This window comes from Novosphingobium sp., assembly GCF_031424035.1.
GTDB lineage: Bacteria > Pseudomonadota > Alphaproteobacteria > Sphingomonadales > Sphingomonadaceae > Novosphingobium.
The window spans coordinates 1-19,537 of record NZ_JANPGP010000015.1 but is presented as its reverse complement, the minus strand read 5'-3'; the positions used below and the strand labels follow the sequence as shown (position 1 = coordinate 19,537).

Sequence of the window (19,537 nt, the reverse complement as noted above, 5' to 3'; positions counted from 1 at the left end):
CTCTTATTGCAAATGCTTCTCAATTGCATATAAAAGCGCACATGCGAGTCTTTCCCGACTTGCAATCGCCATGTCACACGCCTAGGGCACCCACTGAACCGGGCCACCGTCATGCCAGCGGGACTAGTGCGGCACGCCCTTGATCGCCAGATTCTCCCGCAGCTGGGAAGTGGATAGACATGGCTCGCAAGAAGATTGCCCTTATCGGCGCCGGTAACATCGGCGGCACGCTGGCTCACCTCGCCGCGCAGAAGGAACTGGGCGATGTCGTCCTGTTCGACATTGCCGAGGGTGTTCCCCAGGGCAAGGCGCTCGATCTGCTGCAGTGCGGCCCGGTTGAAGGGTTTGACGTCAACGTCACCGGATCGAACGATTACAAGGACATCGCAGGCGCCGACGTGATCATCGTCACCGCCGGTGTGCCCCGCAAGCCGGGCATGAGCCGCGACGATCTGCTCGGCATCAACCTCAAGGTGATGAAGGCCGTGGGCGAAGGCATCAAGGCCAACGCGCCCGACGCTTTCGTGATCTGCATCACCAACCCGCTCGACGCGATGGTCTGGGCGCTGCGCGAATTTTCGGGCCTGCCGCATAACAAGGTGGTCGGCATGGCGGGCGTGCTCGATTCGGCGCGCTTCTCCACCTTCCTCGCTCAGGAATTCGGCGTTTCGGTGCGTGACGTCACCAGCTTCGTGCTCGGCGGCCACGGCGATACCATGGTGCCAGTCGCAAGCTACTCGACCGTCAAGGGCATCCCTGTCCCCGACCTCATCAAGATGGGCCGCTCGACGCAGGAACGCATCGACGCGATCATCAAGCGCACGGCTGGCGGCGGCGGCGAAATCGTCGGCATGCTCGGCACCTCGGCATTCTATGCCCCGGCGGCCTCGGCAATCTCGATGGCCGAAGCCTACCTCGGCGACCAGAAGCGCATCCTCCCCTGCGCTGCCTTTGTCGAAGGCAAGTACGGCATCGACGGCCTCTATGTCGGCGTTCCGGTGGTGATCGGTTCGGACGGCGTGGAAGAAGTGATCGAGATCGCTCTCGATGACGCTGCCAAGGCCGGCCTCAAGGTTTCGATCGACGCGGTTGAGGAACTTGTTGCCGCATGCAAGGCCATCGACGGCTCGCTGGCCTGAATTTCGTGAGTCCCCGCGCAGGCGGGGACCTCGTGCCTTTGACATGGCGCGGTTGATTGTGGCCTGAGGCCCCCACCTTCGCGGGGGCACACCGGGAGAGTTAAATTGAGCATTCTCGTCAACAAGAACACCAAGGTCATTACGCAAGGCATGACCGGCAAGACCGGCAGCTTCCACACCGAAGCGGCGCTGGCTTACGGCACGCAGATGGTTGCTGGCGTTACCCCGGGCAAGGGCGGCACGGAATCGCTCGGCCTGCCGCAGTTCGACACGGTGGAAGAAGCCAAGGCTGTCACTGGCGCCACCGCCAGCTGCATCTACGTGCCGCCCGCCGGCTGCGCCGATGCCATCCTTGAGGCGATTGCCGCCGAGATCGAGCTGATCGTCGCCATCACCGAGGGCGTTCCCGTGCTCGACATGGTCCGCGTCAAGCGCGCGCTTTCGGGTTCGAAGAGCCGCCTGATCGGCCCGAACTGCCCCGGCGTCCTCACCCCGAACGAATGCAAGATCGGCATCATGCCGGGCAACATCTTCTCCAAGGGCAGCGTCGGCGTTGTCAGCCGCTCGGGCACGCTGACCTATGAAGCCGTCCACCAGACCACGGCGGTCGGCCTTGGCCAGACCACGGCAGTCGGCATCGGCGGCGATCCGGTCAATGGCACGAACTTCATCGACATGCTCGAGCTGTTCCTTGCCGATGACGAGACCAAGTCGATCATCATGATCGGCGAAATCGGCGGCAGCGCCGAAGAAGAAGCCGCACAGTTCCTCAAGGACGAAGCCAAGCGTGGCCGCAAGAAGCCGATGGTTGGCTTCATCGCCGGCCTCACGGCTCCTCCGGGCCGCCGCATGGGCCACGCCGGAGCCATCGTTTCGGGCGGCCAGGGCGGCGCGGAAGACAAGATTGCAGCGATGGAAGCAGCGGGCATCCGCGTTTCTCCCTCGCCTTCCGAACTCGGCACCACGCTCGCGGCGCTGCTGAAGGAGCTTGTCTGAGGGTTTTGCCGGAAGGCACCCTTCAGACGAGAGCAAGCATAATCAGGGCAAGGGCTGTTTTCCTCCCCGGGAACGCCCAGGCCTTGCGATCAAGGACTTGAAGCGGCCGGGCATCCCTGCTGCCGACTAGGTGATTCATGGGCAACGAAAGCTTCGATTTCTATCCCGATGCGGGTGAGCCGCAGCCCGGCCCCAGCTGGCAGCGCAAGGGCTGGCCGATCGCCGGCGGCGCATCGGAAGACGATCTGACTCAGGCGCTCGACCCGATGAACCTGAAGGCGGCGATCAAGGCTTCAACCGCCAAGGCGGGCGCGGCACTGGATGAAGGCGCGCTCGAAGCGGCGGCATCGGACACGATCCGCGCGGTCATGCTGATCCGCACCTACCGGGTGCGCGGTCACTATGCTGCAGACCTCGACCCGCTCGGCATAGCCAAGCAGGAAGTGCCCGCCGACCTCGACCCGGCTTACCACGGCTTCACCCCTGCCGACCTTGATCGCCGCATTTTCCTTGGCGGTTACATCGGCCTAGAATGGGGCACCGTGCGCGAAATCGTCGACACCCTGCGCCGCAATTACTGCGGCAAGGTCGGCCTTGAATACATGCACATCGCCGATGTCGATGAGCGCCGGTTCCTGCAGGACCGCATGGAAGGTGCCGACAAGCACATCCACTTCAGCCCCGAAGGCAAGAAGGCGATCCTGACCGCCGTGATCCGCGGCGAGCAGTACGAAAAGTTCCTCGGCAAGAAGTACGTCGGCACCAAGCGCTTTGGCCTTGATGGCGGTGAATCGATGATCCCGGCGCTTGAAGCCGTGATCAAGTACGGCGGCCAGCGCGGCGTGAAGGAAATCGTTTATGGCATGGCCCACCGTGGCCGCCTGAACGTCCTCGCCAACGTGATGGCCAAACCGTACAAGGTGATCTTCCACGAATTCTCGGGCGGCACGGCCAACCCCGAGGACGTCGGCGGATCGGGCGACGTCAAGTATCACCTCGGCACCAGCACCGACCGCGAATTTGACGGCATCAAGGTGCACATGAGCCTGATGCCCAACCCATCGCACCTCGAAACGGTCGATCCGATCGTGCTCGGCAAGGTACGCGCCTACCAGAATTTCCATGACGATATCGGCAAGGGCAAGCACAAGCAGGTGCTGCCCGTGCTGATCCACGGCGATGCGGCCTTTGCCGGTCAGGGCATTGTCTGGGAGTGCTTCGGCTTCTCGGGCGTGAAGGGTTACAACACCGGCGGCTGTATCCACTTCGTCATCAACAACCAGATCGGCTTCACCACCAGCCCGCAGTTCTCGCGCGGATCACCCTACCCGTCGGACGTGGCCAAGGGCGTGATGGCCCCGATCATTCACGTCAACGGCGATGATCCCGAAGCCGTGACCTTCGCCTGCAAGCTGGCGATCGATTACCGCCAGACCTTTGGCCGCGATGTCGTGGTCGACATGTGGTGCTATCGCCGCTTCGGCCACAACGAGGGCGATGAGCCGGGCTTCACCCAGCCACTGATGTACCAGCAGATCCGCCAACACCCCGCCGTCAGCGACCTTTATGCCGGCCGTCTGGTGAAGGAAGGCGTGATCGACGCCGGGTTCGCCGGATCTGTCATCCAGGGCTTCACCGATCACCTCGAGCAGGAATTCACCGGCTCCAAGAGCTACAAGGCCAATGAGGCGGACTGGTTCGGCGGGCGCTGGTCGGGCTTCAACAAGCCGGTCGACCCCGAAACCGCACGCCGCAACGTGCCAACCGGCATCGACAACAAGCTGTTCGAAAGCCTTGGTCGCACGCTGACTACGGTTCCCGAAGACCTGACGATCCACAAGACGCTCGAACGCGTGCTGGAAGCCAAGCGCGACATGTTCCGCAACGGCACCGGGTTTGACTGGGCTACGGGCGAGGCGTTGGCCTATGGCTCGCTGCTGTCGGAAGGCTATGCCGTCCGCCTGTCAGGCCAGGATTCAGGCCGCGGCACCTTCAGCCAGCGCCACGCGGTGTGGGTCGATCAGACCAGCGAGAACAAGTACGTCCCGCTCAGCACTGTGCCGCACGGCCAGTTCGAAGTGCATGACAGCCCGCTGTCCGAATACGGCGTCCTCGGTTTTGAATACGGCTATGCCAGCGCCGATCCGAAGACCCTTGTGCTGTGGGAAGCGCAGTTCGGCGATTTCGCCAATGGCGCTCAGATCATCATCGATCAGTATATCGCCAGTTCGGAAAGCAAGTGGCTGCGCGCCAATGGCCTCGTGATGCTTTTGCCGCATGGCTATGAAGGCCAGGGGCCGGAGCATTCGTCCGCCCGGCTTGAGCGCTATCTCCAGCTTTGCGCGCAGGACAACATGCAGGTGTGCAACATCACCACGCCGTCCAATTACTTCCACGCGCTGCGCCGCCAGATGCACCGGCCGTTCCGCAAGCCGCTGATCATCATGACGCCCAAGAGCCTGCTGCGTCACCCGCTGGCCAAGTCGGAGCTTGAGGACTTCATCGGCGAAAGCCACTTCCGCCGCATCATGGCCGATCGCACGCCACCGGCGGACGAGAAGATCAAGCGTCTGGTGCTGTGTTCGGGCAAGGTCGGCTACGACCTGATGGAAGCGCGCGATTCCGAAGAGCTGGAGGATACCACTGTCCTGCGGATCGAGCAGATCTATCCCTTCCCGGGCGAACCGCTGGGCCTGCGTATTTCACGCATGAAGAACCTTGAAGACGTTGTCTGGTGCCAGGAAGAGCCCCGCAACAACGGCGCATGGTCCTTCGTGGAGCCATTCATCGAGGACGTGCTCAAGGACGCCGGCTGCAAGGTTTCGCGTCCGCGCTATGCCGGCCGCACAGCCAGCGCTTCCCCCGCCACCGGTCTTGCCACGCGGCACGCCAGTGAACAGGGCGCGCTTGTTGCCGATGCACTGGGGCTCTCGGTGCGCAAGGAAATACGCCGGCAGAAGAAATCGTGAGCCACCACCCATTCGTCATTCCCGCGAAGGCGGGAACCCATCTCCGGCGCTGCACCAAGCGGCTCGGTGAGGAGATGGATCCCCGCTTCCGCGGGGATGACGAGAGTTTCTAGTAGGGTTATTTGATCATGTCCGTTGAAGTCAAAGTCCCCACGCTGGGCGAATCTGTTTCCGAGGCCACCATCGGTCAATGGCTGAAGCAGCCGGGCGAAGCGGTGAAGGCCGACGAGCCGATTGCCAGCCTTGAGACTGACAAGGTCGCCATCGAGGTCATGTCGCCGGTCGCCGGCGTCATGGGCGCGCAGATCGTCAAGGAAGGCGATAACGTTGCCGTCGGCGCGCTGATCGCCACGATCGAGGACGGCACTCCCGCTGCCGGCGCCGAGCCGGTGGCCGAACGCACCGAAGCGCCGGTCGCCCCGGCATCTGCCAGCGAAGCTCCGGCGCCGGCAGAGGACCCGGTCACCCTGTCCCCCGCCGTGCGCCGCGCGGTGCTGGAACACGGGATCGACCCGGCGAGCATCAAGGGTTCGGGCAAGGACGGCCGCATCACCAAGGAAGACGTCCTCGCCGCCGCTGCCGCCAAGAGCGCTGCGCCGGCCCCGGCAGTCTCCGCCCCCGCAGCCCCCGCCCCGGCAGCCGCATCTTCGGGTGGCCGCGCCGAGGAACGCGTCAAGATGACGCGCCTGCGCCAGACCATCGCCAAGCGACTGAAGTCCGCGCAGGAAACGGCTGCGCTGCTCACCACGTTCAACGATGTCGACATGTCCGCCGTCATCGCGACGCGTGAGAAGTACAAGGACCTGTTCGAGAAGAAGCACGGCGTGAAACTCGGTTTCATGAGCTTCTTCGCCAAGGCTTCGTGCCTTGCGCTCAAGGACATTCCCGCCGTCAACGCCCAGATCCAGGGTGAGGAAATCGTCTATTTCGATTACGTCGACCTGTCGGTGGCGGTCTCCGCGCCGAACGGGCTGGTCGTGCCGGTTGTCCGCGATGTCGATTCGATGTCCTTCGCCGAGATCGAAAAGGCCATTGCCGGCTATGGCAAGAAGGCCAAGGAAGGCACGCTGACCATGGACGAGATGAAGGGCGGCACCTTCACCATCTCCAACGGCGGCGTGTTCGGCGGGCTCATGTCCACTCCGATCATCAACCCGCCGCAGAGCGCCGTGCTCGGCCTTCACCGCATCGAGGACCGCCCGGTGGTTCGGAATGGCGAGATCGTCATCCGCCCGATGATGTACATCGCGCTGTCCTATGACCACCGCCTGATCGACGGCCGCGAGGCCGTGACCGCGCTGAAGACGATCAAGGAAGCGATCGAGGATCCGGCGCGTCTGCTGATCGATTTGTGATAACGTCGTCCCGGACTTGGTCCGGGACCGCTGGCCCCAAGTCCGGAGCCAGCGGCCAGCGATCCCGGGTCAAGCCCGGGATGACGGAGAAGACAATGGCTGAATACGACTACGACGTCCTCATCATCGGTGCCGGCCCCGGCGGCTATGTCGCAGCAATCCGTGCGGCGCAGCTGGGCCTGAAGACGGCCTGCGCCGAAGGGCGCGAGACGCTGGGCGGGACCTGCCTCAACGTCGGCTGCATCCCGTCGAAGGCGCTGCTCCATGCCTCCGAATACTTCGACGCTGCCGCCAATGGCGAGATGGCCAAGCTGGGCATCAAGGTGAAGCCCGAGCTTGATCTCGATACCATGCAGGCGAGCCGCAAGGATTCGGTCAAGGGCCTCACCGGCGGCATCGAATTCCTGTTCAAGAAGAACAAGGTTGACTGGCTGAAGGGCTATGCCGCGTTCAAGGATGCCCACACGGTTGAAGTCGCGGGCAAGTCCGTGACCGCCAAGAACATCGTCATCGCCACCGGATCATCGGTCACGCCCCTCCCCGGCGTCGAGATCGACAATGCCAAGGGTGTCGTCGTGGATAGCACCGGCGCGCTTGAACTGACCGCCGTGCCGAAGAAGATGATCGTCATTGGCGGCGGCGTGATCGGACTCGAACTCGGCTCGGTCTGGCGCCGGCTGGGCTCGGAAGTCACGGTGGTCGAATTCCTCGACCAGCTGCTCCCCGGCATGGACGGCGACGTCCGCAAGGAAGCCGCCAAGATCTTCAAGAAGCAGGGCATGTCGCTCAAGCTTTCGACCAAGGTGACCGGCGTCACGGTCAAGGGCAAGAAGGCCAGCGTCACGGTTGAACCGTCCGCTGGCGGTGCCGCCGAAACGCTTGAGGCTGATGTGGTGCTGGTCTCCATCGGCCGCCGCCCCAATGTCGACGGCCTTGGCCTCGAGGCGATCGGGCTGGAGCGCAACCAGCGCGGCCAGATCGAGACCGACCACGAATTCCGCACCAAGATCGATGGCGTCTGGGCTGTCGGCGACGTCATCCCCGGGCCTATGTTGGCGCACAAAGCCGAGGACGAAGGCATCGCCGTGGCCGAGAATATCGCGGGCCTCACCGGCATCGTGAACCACGATGTCATCCCTGGCGTGGTCTATACCAAGCCCGAATTCGCCGGCGTCGGCCTGACCGAAGAGCAGGCGAAAGAGCGCGGCGAGATCAAGGTCGGCAAGTTCCCGATGATGGCCAACAGCCGCGCCAAGACCAATCATGAACCCGACGGTTTCGTGAAGATTATCGCCGATGCCACGACCGACAAGGTGCTGGGCGTGTGGTGCATCGCCACGGTTGCCGGCACAATGATCGCCGAAGCTGCGCTGGCGATGGAATTCGGCGCTACCAGCGAAGACATTGCCTATACCTGCCACGCTCACCCGACCCATTCTGAAGCGATCAAGGAAGCCGCGATGGCGGTAACCGGCAAGCCGATCCACATCTGATGTCCCTGCGCGCAGCGATCGCCGCGTATCTCGCTGCGGTCGCTGGCGGCGTTGGCTGGATGCTGACGACCGGCGCGCCGCCCATGTTTGCGATCGTAAATGCGGTCGCGGCGTTGCTGGCCCTGGTGATAGCCGCTGTCCTGTACCGAAAGCCGAGCCGGAAAGCGGAGCTAGCTGCCCTGTGCCTCGCCCCTGTCGCCTTGGCTGCGTCGATTGCGATTGGCCCGGATATCGACGGGGTTCACCGCTGGGTCGCCATCGGGCCGCTGCGGCTCCATGCCGCAGCTCTTTTCGGCCCCTCATTTCTCGTGGCATTCCAGCGCCGGGCTGACTGGTTCGGCACGGCGGTAGCTGTTGTCATGGCCGGGCTGGTCACGCTTCAACCAGATATGGGCGCGGCGCTGGCGTTGGCCTGCGCGCTCGGCATTGCTTTGGTTTTCGAGTTTCGTTGGGACCGACTGATGGCTTTCGCGGTATCCGCTATAGCGTTCGGCGTCACCGCTATCAGGCCTGACCGGCTTGAACCCGTATCGTTTGTGGAAAATGTGCTGCAGAACATCTGGCATCAGGGCAGCGTTCTGGCCCTCTTGATACCCTTGGCTTTGCTGGCGGCAATTGCTGCCCCCGTGCTCATGTCCGCTGGCAGGCGTTCGGAAGGGGCTGCCCTTGCCGGCTGGTTCCTAGGCCTTGCCGCTGCATCATTGCTCGGCCCCTTCCCGACTCCGTTGATCGGCTATGGCGCAGCGCCGATACTGGGTTACGGCATCGCCCTGGGCCTGCTCGGCCGAGCGCGGCCCAATCCCGCCCCGTCTGACAACGGTTGCACGCAGACAGGAACCGCTTCACCTTACGCGCGTTCTCTCCAGATCGAGCGAGCGGGGCGGTTGAATGACAACAGGGATCAGTGTTCAAGGAATTTGGCTGGCAATCCTTGCCACGCTGGCTCTGGCGGGATGCACTAACGACAAGGCCGAAGTCGCGCCGCCCCGATCAAATGAGAAGGTAGTGATCCCGCCGCAATCCTCGCTGATTGCCGTGCCGGTGGAGGCTGACCTTGCCCAGCTCCGCGCGGCGCTAGAAACTGCTGTCCCCAAGCGCCTGTGGACGATCAACAAGGCCGGGCAGACCTGCGTTTCGCCCAGCAAGGTCAAGGTGCTGGTGGTCAAGATCAAGACCCCGAAGATCAAGTGCGATCTGGTGGGCGAAGTCACGCGCGGGCCGCTCGCGATATCGGGCAAGGGCCACCAGATCATCGTCACCATGCCGATCAGGGCAGTGATCCGCGCCCAGCGTATCGCCGGGATCATCAAGCAGGAGACCGGCACGGCAAACGCGCAGGTGCGGGCGCTAATAACGCTCGACATGGGTAACGACTGGAACCCGCGCGCAAAGGTCGACATTGCCTATGACTGGACCCGCGAGCCGGGCATCGATTTCATGGGTGAGCGCATCGAATTCACCAGCAAGGCCGATGCCAAGCTGCGCGGGGTCATCGCCCGGCTCGAACAGACCCTGCCGCGCGAACTGGCCAAGCTGCAGGTGCGCGAACACGTGCAGGCGGCCTGGGGCAAGGCTTTCACCTCGTTGCAGCTCAACCGATCAAACCCGCCGGTGTGGATGCGCGTTACCCCGCAGGAACTGCAGTTTGGCGGCTATACCGTGCAGGGCAACCGGCTGCGAATCAACCTTGGCATGAAGGCCGTGACCGAGACCTTCGTCGGCCCCCGCCCCGCCGACCCCGCCCCCAGCCCCTTGCCGCCGCTGCGCCGGCTGGCCGGGCCGCCGGGCCGGATGCTGTTCTTCATCCCGGTCATCGCGGATTACGCGCAGCTGGAACCCGTCGTGCAAAAGGCGCTTGTCAAACGGTCTGCCCGGCCGTTCGACGTGCCGGGCGTCGGCGCGGTAAATGCTACCTTCGGCAAGGTCACGATCTATGCCACCAATGGGGGCCGCATCGCGGTGGGAGCAAGGTTCCATGCCCAGGACGCCGCCAAGCAGTTCCCCAGCGCCGAAGGCATGATCTGGCTGACGGGAATGCCGATCAATCCGCCCAACACCCAGCAAGTCACCTTTGGCAATGTCGAGGTTACCGGCAAGAGCGACGGCACCGGCACCAAGCTGCTGCTCGCGCTGGCCAACACCCCGGCAGTCGCCCAGACCATCGGCGATGCGCTGGGCCAGAACTTCGGCCGCGACTACAACAAGCTGATGCTCAAGATCAGCAGCGCGATCGACGAAAAGCGCGAAGGCAACCTGCTGATCCGCGCGCGCATCGATGAAATTCGCACCGATTCCCTGAAGGCTGCGGGCCAAGGCCTGTACCTGCCCGTCTGGGGCACGGGCACGGCTTCGATCGAACTGGTTTCTATCCGCTGACTTGGCGCCTCTTTTGCAAGTAGCAGAACGGTAACGGTCCGCCGGTATCCTTGCGGCATGGTGACGCATGACCCTTTGCCTAAGAACTTTGCCTATGAGCGAAGCGCGCGGGGCGATTTCCGCTTCTGGGCGCTCCTGCTGTTTGGCGCGGTGTTCCTTTATGCCGGCCTCACCATCGATCCGCAGACCAATTGCAACGAAAGCGGCGAATGTGCGCCCTGGCTCGTGCCCATTGCCGCGATCATGGGAGCGCTCGCCACGGCAACTGCCATCGCACGGCTGCTGGCAAACACCCGCCGCGGATCGCGGTTCGATCCGGATACCGGTGATCTGGTGTGGTGGCAGAACCGGGCCAATGGGTACCCGGGCGATCATGGCCGTATCCATCCCGCCGAGATCGGCCGGATCCGCATCGTCAAGGAAAGCGAGGGGGCCGACGGCGTTCATCTTTATGATCGGCATGGCAACCGTCAGCCGTTCTTTGATAGCGAAGTCTTTCCCGGACGCGCTGAACATTGGGCAGCACAACTGATTGCTCGTTACCCGCATATCAAGCTCGACATCGTCGGCTAGGCACTGCGCAGGAGGCGGAAAAACCCCACGCCGGTGGCTTTTTGAGCATTGCGAGGCAAGTCCGGGCGTGGCAAGCGCTGGCGCCTGTCGAGAATGCAAGGAAAGTTCCCATGGCCGCCACCGTTACGCTGAAGCTCACCCAGGACGAGCTCGAAATCCTCTCCGACGCGCTTGAAGCGGACATGGAAGGCTATCTCGAAGCAGCCAAGGAAGCTCGTGGCCGCAACAATGCGCGCGAGGAAGTCGCCACTTTCACCGAAGCCGCCGAACGCATCCAGGGCGTGCTGACCAAGGTGCAGGCGCTGGTCGAGGAATAAGGGGCCGAGGAACAAGGCGCGCCCATGCGCCGCATGCAACGTCTGGCCCGCTGGCATATCTGGCTGGGCTGGGTTGTCGCCCTACCCATATTGGTCTGGCTGGTCAGCGGCCTCGTCATGGCGGCAAAGCCGATTGACGAGGTTCGCGGCGATCATTTGCGCCGCGCTGCGGTTCCGGTCACGGCCGCTGGCCTTGTCGCGCCACGCGCTTCGGGTCAGATCGCCAAGATCGCCCTGATCGACGAGGCCGGCCGCGCGGTGTGGATCGTTACCAGCGCCGACAAGTCCGTCCGCCGCTTTGATGCGCGGACTGGCGAAATGCTCGCTCACGTCGATGAGGCCGAGGCCCGCCGCATCGCTCTGGCCGTCTATGCCGGGCCCGAAAAGCTCGAGAGCCTGCGCGAATTCGCCGAGCGCGACGCGCCGCTAGACCTGCGCCGCTCGCGCCCTTCATGGCGGGCCTCATTCAGCGACGACACGCATATCTACATCGATGCCGACAGCGGCGAAGTTCTGGCCCTGCGCACCGGCTGGTGGCGGTTCTACGATTTCCTCTGGGGCCTGCACATCATGGACCCGGGCGAGCGCGAGAATGCCCATAACCCGTGGGTCTGGACCTTTGGAACGCTGGCGCTGGTCATGTCGCTGTTCGGCACCGTGCTGCTGTTCCGGCGGCGGCGGCGGCGATCGGCCGACTGATCAGGCGGGCTTGAACTCCACGAACAGCCGCTCGATCCCGCGAATGATATAGCTCGCCTCGTAATCGACCTTGCGGTTGCCCCGCGGGCCGTGGTGGGCATCGGCCAGATCGAAGCTGCTGGTATGTTCAAGGAAGCGGTCGAGCAGGACTGTCACTTCGACCCGCGCCAGCGGTGCACCCACGCAGGTATGCGCACCGCGCCCAAAGCCGATGTGCTCCTTGATGCGCGGACGGCCGAGCCTGAATTCGTGCGGTTCGTCCCAGCGGCGCGGATCGCGGTTGGCGGCCGGCAAGGCGATGACCACGCGCTGGCCGGCGGGAATCTCGACATCGCCGATTTTCGTGCGCCGCTTGGACAGGCGGAAGGTCGCCTTGGTCGATCCTTCGAGCCGCATCATCTCCTCGATAAAGTCTGGGATCAGCGAACGGTCCTCGCGCAGTTGCTGCTGGATGTCCTGCCGGTCACAGAGGAAGCGGATTGCATTGCCGAGCAGCTTGGCAGAGGTGTCCTGCCCGGCGGCAAACAGGAACATCGCCGATTTTACCGCCTCGCCAATGTCGGGCAGTGTTCCGTCAGGATAGCGGGCCAGCGCCAGCTCGGTCATCACGTCCTCGCGCGGGCTGGCGCGACGTTCGGTAAGGTACTGGTAAAAGAACCCGGCCATGAACATCAGCGCATTGCTGCCCTTGGGCGGCTCCTGATCCTCGCCGGCGGTGTCCATGTTACCTGGCGGGGGCCCGGCATCGATCACGTCGCGGAACTTCTGGCGGTCTTCTTCCGGCACGCCGAGCAGGTCGGCAATGACCATGGTGACATAGGGCGTCGCCACTTCATTGATCAGCTCGCACGATCCGCGCGCGACCATGTCCCGTGCCATGGCATCGGCATAGCGCGCCATGAAATCCTTGTTGGCCTTTAGCCGCGAGGGCACGAACAGCGGGTTGAGCAAGTGCCGCGCCGCCGTGTGCCGATCGCCGTCATAGGTCACCAGCAGTTCGAGCGAGGGATTGGCCGGCTTGGCCTGGGCGATCTGTTCGGCAATGTCGTCGCCTTCGGGAACGAAGGTCAGCGGTGCGAGTGGCTCGGGATTGATGATCGAGGAGTAGTCGGTGTGGTTGAGCAGCACCGACACGCCCTCGGCAAAGCCGGTGACGATGACCACGTCGCGGTTCGGCATCCGGAACACCGGGCCATGTTCGCGCAGCTTTTCGAAATAGCCGTAGGGATCGAGCAGGACTTCGCGGTCAGTGAAGAAATCGGACTGGGCAGTTATCGAAGACATGGTCGGGGCCTCTCAGGCTGGAAGCGGATCGAATTCGAGGTGGAGGTCGTGCAGCGCATTGAGCACATAAGTCGGCTCATGCTTGAAACGGCGCGCGCCGGGCGGGCCGTGATGCGCTTCGGACAGCCGGATGTTGCCCATGCGCGCGAGCAGGCGCTCAAGGCTGACAGTGACTTCGCGCCGGGCCAATGGCGCACCGATGCAAGTGTGCGCGCCGCGCCCGAAGGCAGCGTGTTCGCGAATCTTTGGTCGGTCGAAAACGAATTCGTCGGGGTTTCCAAACCGGCGGGGATCGCGATTTGCCGCCATCGGCGAATACATCATGATCGAGCCGGCCTTGATCTCCACCCCGCCCAGCGTGGTGGTTTTCTGGCAGATGCGCCCGCCGCTCTTCACCGCGCCGTCAAGCCGCAGGCATTCCTCGATGAAATCGGGGATGCGCTTCGGATCATCGCGCAGTGCCTGCTGCACGTCGGGGCGCTCGGCGATCACCTTGAGGCAGGTGCACAGCAAGCGGTTAGTGGTATCCTGCCCGGCGCCGAACAGAAATGCCGAGAGCGAGGTAATGTCGACCAGCGAGGGCTTCGCTCCATCGGGGAAGCGCGCGGTGGCGACGTCATTCAGCACGTCATTGCGCTTGCCGAGTGCGCGCGCGAACGGCGCCATCAGCGGATGGTTGGCGATCCGCCGCTTGGCCAGCAGCTTGAACAGGTCCTTGCCCAGCGCCACCAGCGGGTTCTGCATCATCTCCTCGCGGGTCGCGCCGATCTTCACCGGCACCGTGCCCTGAAGCATATTGCGAAAGCGGTTGCGCATATCCGCTGGCAAAGCGAGCACGTCGGCGATCACCAGCGTGGCATAAGGCCCGCCATACTGTGTGGCGACCTCCAGCTTGCCGTCTGCCACCCATTCATCGATCAGGCTATCCGCCGTGGTCCGCAGGCTTGGCTCCAGTTCGCGCAGGCGGCTGGGCGTGAACAGGCGGGCAAGTATCGAGCGCAGGTCGGTATGGCGCTTGCCCTGCTGCGAGGTGATCTGGTCGGAAAACTCGATCTTGTCGCGCGCTGCTTCCAGCTCGGCGCGGATGTCATCACCCTTGATCTCGAAGGGGATCTTCACCTCGGCGCCGATCACTGAATTGATCGTGCTGAAATGTTCGGTATCGAGCGCAAGCTGGATGGTCTCGTCGAACCCGGTGACGGCATAGACATCGCGCCCGGGCATCTTCACCACCGGGCCCTGTTCGCGCAGCCAGTGGAAATATTCGTGCGTTTGCTCGACCAATGCCTCGTCGGTGTAAAAATCGACCTGCGCGAAATCCCGCCCCACTCTAAGCACTCCCAATTATGATCTATTGTGTATCACAAAAGCAGCCGTAACCCTATTTGTCAATCCGGCAGAAGGGCTGCCCGGCGCAAGGCTTCCTGCCCTTGCTTGGATTTCGTTGATTATGCCTTATGCAATACCGATGCGTGTACGTTTTATGGCCCTTGCAATCGCGCTGAGCGTCCCGGCGATGGCTGCAGCAGAAGCTCCCCCACCGCAGAGCCTGACGATGTTCGACCGCCTCGTCGGTCGCTGTTACATCGCCAGCGTCGGCCCCTATTCGACCGACCGGCACTGCTTCGAAGGCATCTATGGCCGCAAGCATGTGCGCGACCGGCACAGCGTGACTGTCGACGGCAAGGTCGTTTACGCCGGCGAGACGATCTACAGCCGCGACGGCGACACCATAGTCTTCACGTATTTCAATACCTTAGGCGGAGTGGGCCATGGCAAGGCCAGCGCCACGCCAGCGGGCATAAGCTACACCGGATCGATGCGCGGCACGCCGAGCGGCGCGGCCCAGTCGATGGACAGCTCATGGCGCTGGCAAGCGGGCGGCTATGCGGCGTCAGACGGCAAAGGGGCTGACGTGGTGTTCAAGCCAGTCGCCGCCAAATGAGCCCACCCGTCCTACCCCTTGGTTCGATCCCGGCCGCGCTCGATCTTGCCGGCATTGCGGTCTTTGCGCTCAGCGGTGCGTTGCTGGCGGCAAAGCTGCGGCAGACATTTGTAACGATGGCGTTCTTTGCACTGATCACCGGGGTTGGCGGCGGATCGGTACGCGACTTGCTGATCGGCGCGCCGGTGTTCTGGATCCATGATCCGTGGGTCGCGCCGGTTTGCCTGGCTACGGCATTCGTCGCGTGGTTCACCCCGACGCGGTGGTGGGACGGCGAACTGCTCGACTGGGCAGACGCGGCGGGGCTGGCTGCCTATTCGGTGATCGGCACGGCCAAGTCTCTGGCTTACGGAGTGCCGATCGTGCCGGCGGTGCTGATGGGAGTGATCACCGGCTGCGTTGGCGGCATCATCCGCGATGTCATTGCCGGGCGACCGTCGATCCTGATGCGGCCCGAGCTTTACGTTACGGCAGCAGCGCTATCGGCCGCGCTGGCGGCGGCGTTGTCGGGGCTGGAACGGGCCGTGGCCTGGCCGATCGCGATGACTGCCGGCTTTGCCCTGCGCGGGCTGGCGATCCGCAGAAAGCTGGCGCTGCCCGCCTATGGCCGGGGGCAGCGCCAGGATTAACTCAAATCAATAGCGCGGGCGCGGATCGTCCGTGGTCACGCCCTTGACGCGGCCCGATGCATCCACCGAGCAGTTCCACGAGGCCCCGCCCTGCGTGCGGCCTTCAACCCGCCAGCCATCACCCTGACGGTTGACGTTGTCGACCGTATCGACGCGGTTGGTGCCGCGTTCGACATCGGCGACACAGGTATCGACTGCCGTATCGAGCGAAACGCTGCGGCCCATGTCGGAAGGTCGGCTCATGTCACCAGGTCGGCTTTCGTTCCGGGATTCGTCGCCATAGCGCCAGCTGTCGTCACCGCGGGCGCGCGCATCTTCCTCGCGCTCGCGCTTGTCCTTCGCGCTCTTGCTGGCGGCAGAAGCGATCGCGGCAATCGTACCAAGCACGAGCACCCCGGCGAGGACATCGCCGCCGTCGATACCGTCATTGTGGCGACGGCCCCAACCGCCGTTCCAGCGGTTGCCCCAGCCGTTGTTGCCCCAGCCACGATTGGCGGCAACATCATGCGGCAGCGCGGCTGCAGAAGCGGCGCGCGGCCCGTGCTGCGGCCCAGCGGCGGCGAAGGCCGGCGTGGCGAGCATGGTGAAAGCGGCAAGCGAAGCGGCAACCTTGCCAGAAAACCCGATCTTCATGGGCGTATTCCCCTGGGATTGCCCGCAGTGGCCGCAAGCCCGCACCATGCGGGCGACTCCGGCATTCGGGCAATCGTCCTGTCCGCCGGCTATGCCCCAGCGGCTTTCATCAGGCTGAACAGTGTAGTGCTGTCAGGTCTTGTCTTCGACCGGCGCGCCGGGGCCGTTCTTGAGAATCGAGTCGATCGCGTTCTTGGCGCTGGCCTTGCTGGAATAACCTTCAGTCCAGAAGATCGTTTCGCTGTTGTAGCAGAAATAGGCGACGTACTCGCCCGCCTTGTTCTGGCGGATTTCAAACCGGTGAGCCATGCTGCATCCCTTTCCCTGAGGTCCCGGACAGCAGTTTAGCGCGCAAATCCCGGATTTCTAGGAGAATCTGCCGGGCGAATAGGGCGCGGGATCGACGGGGAAATCCCCGCTGCCAGTGATCAAACCGGCGGCCAGGCCGGCGGCGGCAGGGGCGGTCTGGATGCCGAAACCGCCCTGTCCGGCGAACCAGAAGAAGCGTGGCTCGTGCGCATCGATGCCGTAGACTGGCAAGCGATCGGGTGCGAAAGTGCGCAGGCCGGCCCACTTGTGGTCCACGCGCTCGACCTCCCAGTTTACAACGTTTTGCAATCTGTCGATCGCTTCGGCCACCGCCAGCTCCTCCGGCGCGGCATCGCAGGGCGGCACCGGCACTTCGTCATGCGGGGACAGCCAGAGCTTGCCGGCCTCGGGTTTGAAGTAGAACTTCTCGTTCAGATCGAGCACCAGCGGCAGGTCCTCGGGTGGCTCGGGCCGGGTGCGGATCTGGGCGATGGTGCGCAGCATCGGCGTGAAACCCAGTTTCGTAACCCCGGCGCGCTGGGCTACTTCGTCGGCCCATGCCCCGGCGGCATTAACCAGCAGGCCGGCACGCGCAGCGCGGCCATCCTCGCAGGTCACCAGCCAGCCATCACCGTCTCGCACCGCGCTGGCGAGACGGGCGCGAATCCACAATTCGGCCCCGGCGCGACGGGCGGCGGCAAGGTAATCCTGGTGGAGCCGGGCCACATCAATATCGCTGCAATCAGGCTCGAGCGCGCCGGTGGTCCAGTCATCGCACAGGCCGGGGATGCGGGCGAGGAGGGCTTCGCGCCCCAGCCGCTCGACGCGCACGCCCAGCCCTTCGAACTCGCTGGCGAAACTTTCGAGCTGCGCTTCCTGTCCCCGCCGCGCAATGGTCAGCGCGCCGCGTTCGGTCAGGTAACCGCCATCGCGCAGCGGCGGACCGGATGCCATGGTCAGCGGCTGCACGCCTGCACCGCCATAGCTTTCGGTCCAGAACGCAGCAGACCGCCCGGTCGAGTGATAGCCGGGCTGCGTTTCGGCTTCGAGCAGCAACACCCGCGCGCCGCTTGCCGCCAGCAGCGCGGCGAGGCTGGCGCCTGCCATTCCGGCACCGGCAACAATGATGTCGAAGCGTTCGCTCATGGCCTGCTCAGTTGCGACTCGGTGCCTTGCGGTCAAGGAAATCGTCGATCGCCAACAGGATGGGATCGCGCACCGCGTCCACTTCGCGCAGGACTTCGTGGCGAGCCTCATCGCCCAGCATCAGTAGCTCGCTGTGCGGCAGTCGCCGCGCAGCCTTGCGGATCGCGGCGGGGCTGACCAGCTTGTCCTCGCTCGTGCCGACAAGGAACACCGGCACCTGCACGGCCTCGATCCGCCCACGTGCGAATAAGGCACGGGCCGAGGCATAAGCGCGTTCCACCCAGCCCCATGACCCCGGGCCCATGACCAGCTCGGGCCGCTGTTCGCGCCACACCATCTCGTCCTCATAGCGGCGGGCATCGTGAGTGAGCAGCAAGTCACGGCCTTCGGGAACCTGGCCGGGCTTTTCACTCCACTTCCACGCCGGCCGCCGCCGATCGCCCAGAGCGCACATAAGCCGCGCGGCCCAGTGAAGTACCGCCAGCGGCAGGCCAAAGCTATGGAAGCCCAGCATCGGCGCGGAGAGCACGACAGCATCGGGATCGACCCGGCGCTCGACCAAAGCACGCAGCACCAGATGGCCGCCCATAGAATGCGCGGCGAGTACGTGCGGGCCGGGCGTCGCCGCCTTCCATTCGTGCCACATGGCGGCAAGATCATCGATCCAGATAGAGAAATCGCCAACATGGCCGGTCACGGCGTCGCTGCCCAGCCGGCCCGACCCAGCTTGACCGCGCCAGTCGGCAGCAGTTACCTGCCAGCCCCGGTGATTCCAGTAGGCGAGCGTCTCAAGATACTTTTCGTAAAAGTCGCCGCGACCGGGAAAGTAAAGAATCGAACCGCGCAGCGGCGTGCCCGCCGGCCAGTCGATGCGGCGAATGGCGTGGCCATCGGGCGCCTTCCACAAGGATTCCAAAGCATTCGCCGGGATCGTGCGGCCATCAAAGTCTTGCCGGGATGCTTCGCTCACCTCGTATGCATCCCTAATTCCAGCCTCAGGCCTCTGGTTACTATTTGGTAATTACTGATCGCTAGACCTCCCGGTGAACAGTGGGGTTCACAGTATTTCCGGGGGGCACCAGCCTTGCGTAGCGAGTATCTTTCCTATGGGCTGATTGGCGCATTGGCAATCGCGCTGCTTGTTGCTGCCTTCACGGACGTGAAGCGCCGCCAGATCGACAACTGGCTCAATGCCGCCATCGCGCTCGCCGCTCCTGCCTTCTGGTGGGCCAGCGGTCTTGACCTGTGGCCGGGCGTGGGGATTCAGTTCGGGCTGGCCATGGCAACCTTCGTCATTACTGCCGGCCTGTTCGCCGTGCGGATGATGGGCGGCGGCGATGTCAAGCTGCTCACCGCGCTTGCCTTGTGGGTGCGCCCCGTCGACTTCCTTTTCCTTGTCATCGTGATGGCCCTGCTTGGCGGTGTCCTGACGATTGCAATCGCCGCCTGGCGGATGGCTCTGCGCAAGCAGGGCAAGGCCGCTATCCCTTACGGAATCGCGATAGCGAGCGCCGGACTGCTCACCCTTGTGGACAAGAGCTTGCCGATGCTGGCGGCGACCACGGCAGGGTGAACCTGATTTTAACCAATTGGCACCATTCTCCGGACTGTATCCGGGAAATCCCAAAGGGGGCTTGAAAAGCCATGGACAAGAAGAAACTCCTGCTGCTGCTT

19 protein-coding genes are annotated in these 19,537 nt (G+C 63.8%); 13 read left to right on the top strand and 6 right to left on the bottom strand.

Annotated elements, in window-relative coordinates; all coding sequences use genetic code 11:
• The first annotated feature begins 179 nt into the window (after positions 1–179).
• The 10 genes from mdh (at position 180) to RMO89_RS01920 (ending at position 11,917) form a co-directional block, all read left to right on the top strand.
• A complete protein-coding gene (gene mdh / locus RMO89_RS01965) occupies positions 180–1,139 on the top strand; it encodes a malate dehydrogenase (protein WP_310530897.1) in 960 nt (319 codons plus the stop codon).
• 105 nt (positions 1,140–1,244) lie between these two features.
• Positions 1,245–2,135: a succinate--CoA ligase subunit alpha gene (gene sucD, locus RMO89_RS01960; RefSeq protein ID WP_310530896.1), complete on the top strand. Its 891-nt coding sequence runs from the start codon at positions 1,245–1,247 to the stop codon at positions 2,133–2,135.
• 137 nt (positions 2,136–2,272) lie between these two features.
• The gene (locus tag RMO89_RS01955) at positions 2,273–5,104 is read left to right on the top strand and encodes a 2-oxoglutarate dehydrogenase E1 component (protein WP_310530895.1); all 2,832 of its coding nucleotides are present in this window, start codon (positions 2,273–2,275) and stop codon (positions 5,102–5,104) included.
• Between the two features lie 128 nt (positions 5,105–5,232).
• The gene (odhB, locus tag RMO89_RS01950) at positions 5,233–6,459 is read left to right on the top strand and encodes a 2-oxoglutarate dehydrogenase complex dihydrolipoyllysine-residue succinyltransferase (protein ID WP_310530894.1); all 1,227 of its coding nucleotides are present in this window, start codon (positions 5,233–5,235) and stop codon (positions 6,457–6,459) included.
• A 95-nt stretch (positions 6,460–6,554) separates the two neighbouring features.
• Positions 6,555–7,952 (top strand): dihydrolipoyl dehydrogenase, encoded by a 1,398-nt coding sequence (gene lpdA / locus RMO89_RS01945; protein WP_310530893.1) that lies wholly within the window; start codon positions 6,555–6,557, stop codon positions 7,950–7,952.
• A 59-nt stretch (positions 7,953–8,011) separates the two neighbouring features.
• Complete coding sequence (locus RMO89_RS01940) at positions 8,012–8,914, top strand: hypothetical protein (protein WP_310530892.1); 903 nt, start codon at positions 8,012–8,014, stop codon at positions 8,912–8,914.
• On the top strand, positions 8,841–10,328 hold the full coding sequence (locus tag RMO89_RS01935) for a DUF4403 family protein (RefSeq protein WP_310530891.1): 1,488 nt from the start codon (positions 8,841–8,843) through the stop codon (positions 10,326–10,328). The genes RMO89_RS01940 and RMO89_RS01935 overlap by 74 nt, the downstream gene beginning before the upstream one ends.
• Before the next feature lie 75 nt (positions 10,329–10,403).
• Entirely contained in the window at positions 10,404–10,901 is a 498-nt protein-coding gene (locus RMO89_RS01930) for a hypothetical protein (protein ID WP_310530890.1), read from the top strand.
• A gap of 110 nt (positions 10,902–11,011) precedes the next feature.
• Positions 11,012–11,218, top strand: a complete 207-nt coding sequence (locus RMO89_RS01925; RefSeq protein ID WP_310530889.1) for a hypothetical protein — start codon at positions 11,012–11,014, stop codon at positions 11,216–11,218.
• 24 nt (positions 11,219–11,242) lie between these two features.
• On the top strand, positions 11,243–11,917 hold the full coding sequence (locus tag RMO89_RS01920; protein WP_310530888.1) for a PepSY domain-containing protein: 675 nt from the start codon (positions 11,243–11,245) through the stop codon (positions 11,915–11,917).
• On the opposite strand, the gene RMO89_RS01915 is transcribed toward RMO89_RS01920, so the two are convergent.
• Both RMO89_RS01915 and RMO89_RS01910 read right to left on the bottom strand, forming a co-directional pair.
• Positions 11,918–13,201, bottom strand: coding sequence for a cytochrome P450 (locus RMO89_RS01915; RefSeq protein WP_310530887.1), 1,284 nt, complete (start codon positions 13,199–13,201; stop codon positions 11,918–11,920). It lies immediately after the preceding gene.
• 12 nt (positions 13,202–13,213) lie between these two features.
• Positions 13,214–14,530, bottom strand: a complete 1,317-nt coding sequence (locus tag RMO89_RS01910) for a cytochrome P450 (RefSeq protein WP_310530886.1) — start codon at positions 14,528–14,530, stop codon at positions 13,214–13,216.
• 139 nt (positions 14,531–14,669) lie between these two features.
• Between RMO89_RS01910 and RMO89_RS01905 the strand changes: the two genes are divergently transcribed.
• Positions 14,670–15,146: a hypothetical protein gene (locus RMO89_RS01905; RefSeq protein ID WP_310530885.1), complete on the top strand. Its 477-nt coding sequence runs from the start codon at positions 14,670–14,672 to the stop codon at positions 15,144–15,146.
• The gene (locus RMO89_RS01900; RefSeq protein ID WP_310530884.1) at positions 15,143–15,775 is read left to right on the top strand and encodes a trimeric intracellular cation channel family protein; all 633 of its coding nucleotides are present in this window, start codon (positions 15,143–15,145) and stop codon (positions 15,773–15,775) included. The genes RMO89_RS01905 and RMO89_RS01900 overlap by 4 nt, the downstream gene beginning before the upstream one ends.
• A gap of 6 nt (positions 15,776–15,781) precedes the next feature.
• Here RMO89_RS01900 and RMO89_RS01895 read toward each other — a convergent pair whose 3' ends face one another.
• The 4 genes from RMO89_RS01895 to RMO89_RS01880 all read right to left on the bottom strand — a co-directional run bounded on the left by RMO89_RS01895 (position 15,782) and on the right by RMO89_RS01880 (position 18,833).
• Complete coding sequence (locus RMO89_RS01895; RefSeq protein WP_310530883.1) at positions 15,782–16,408, bottom strand: hypothetical protein; 627 nt, start codon at positions 16,406–16,408, stop codon at positions 15,782–15,784.
• A gap of 132 nt (positions 16,409–16,540) precedes the next feature.
• Positions 16,541–16,717, bottom strand: coding sequence for a DUF1508 domain-containing protein (locus RMO89_RS01890; RefSeq protein WP_310530882.1), 177 nt, complete (start codon positions 16,715–16,717; stop codon positions 16,541–16,543).
• A gap of 57 nt (positions 16,718–16,774) precedes the next feature.
• On the bottom strand, positions 16,775–17,863 hold the full coding sequence (locus tag RMO89_RS01885) for an FAD-dependent oxidoreductase (RefSeq protein WP_310530881.1): 1,089 nt from the start codon (positions 17,861–17,863) through the stop codon (positions 16,775–16,777).
• Between the two features lie 7 nt (positions 17,864–17,870).
• The gene (locus RMO89_RS01880) at positions 17,871–18,833 is read right to left on the bottom strand and encodes an alpha/beta hydrolase (RefSeq protein WP_310530880.1); all 963 of its coding nucleotides are present in this window, start codon (positions 18,831–18,833) and stop codon (positions 17,871–17,873) included.
• A gap of 114 nt (positions 18,834–18,947) precedes the next feature.
• Here RMO89_RS01880 and RMO89_RS01875 point away from each other — a divergent pair, with 114 nt between their 5' ends.
• A complete protein-coding gene (locus RMO89_RS01875; protein ID WP_310530879.1) occupies positions 18,948–19,436 on the top strand; it encodes a prepilin peptidase in 489 nt (162 codons plus the stop codon).
• Positions 19,437–19,537 lie beyond the last annotated feature (101 nt).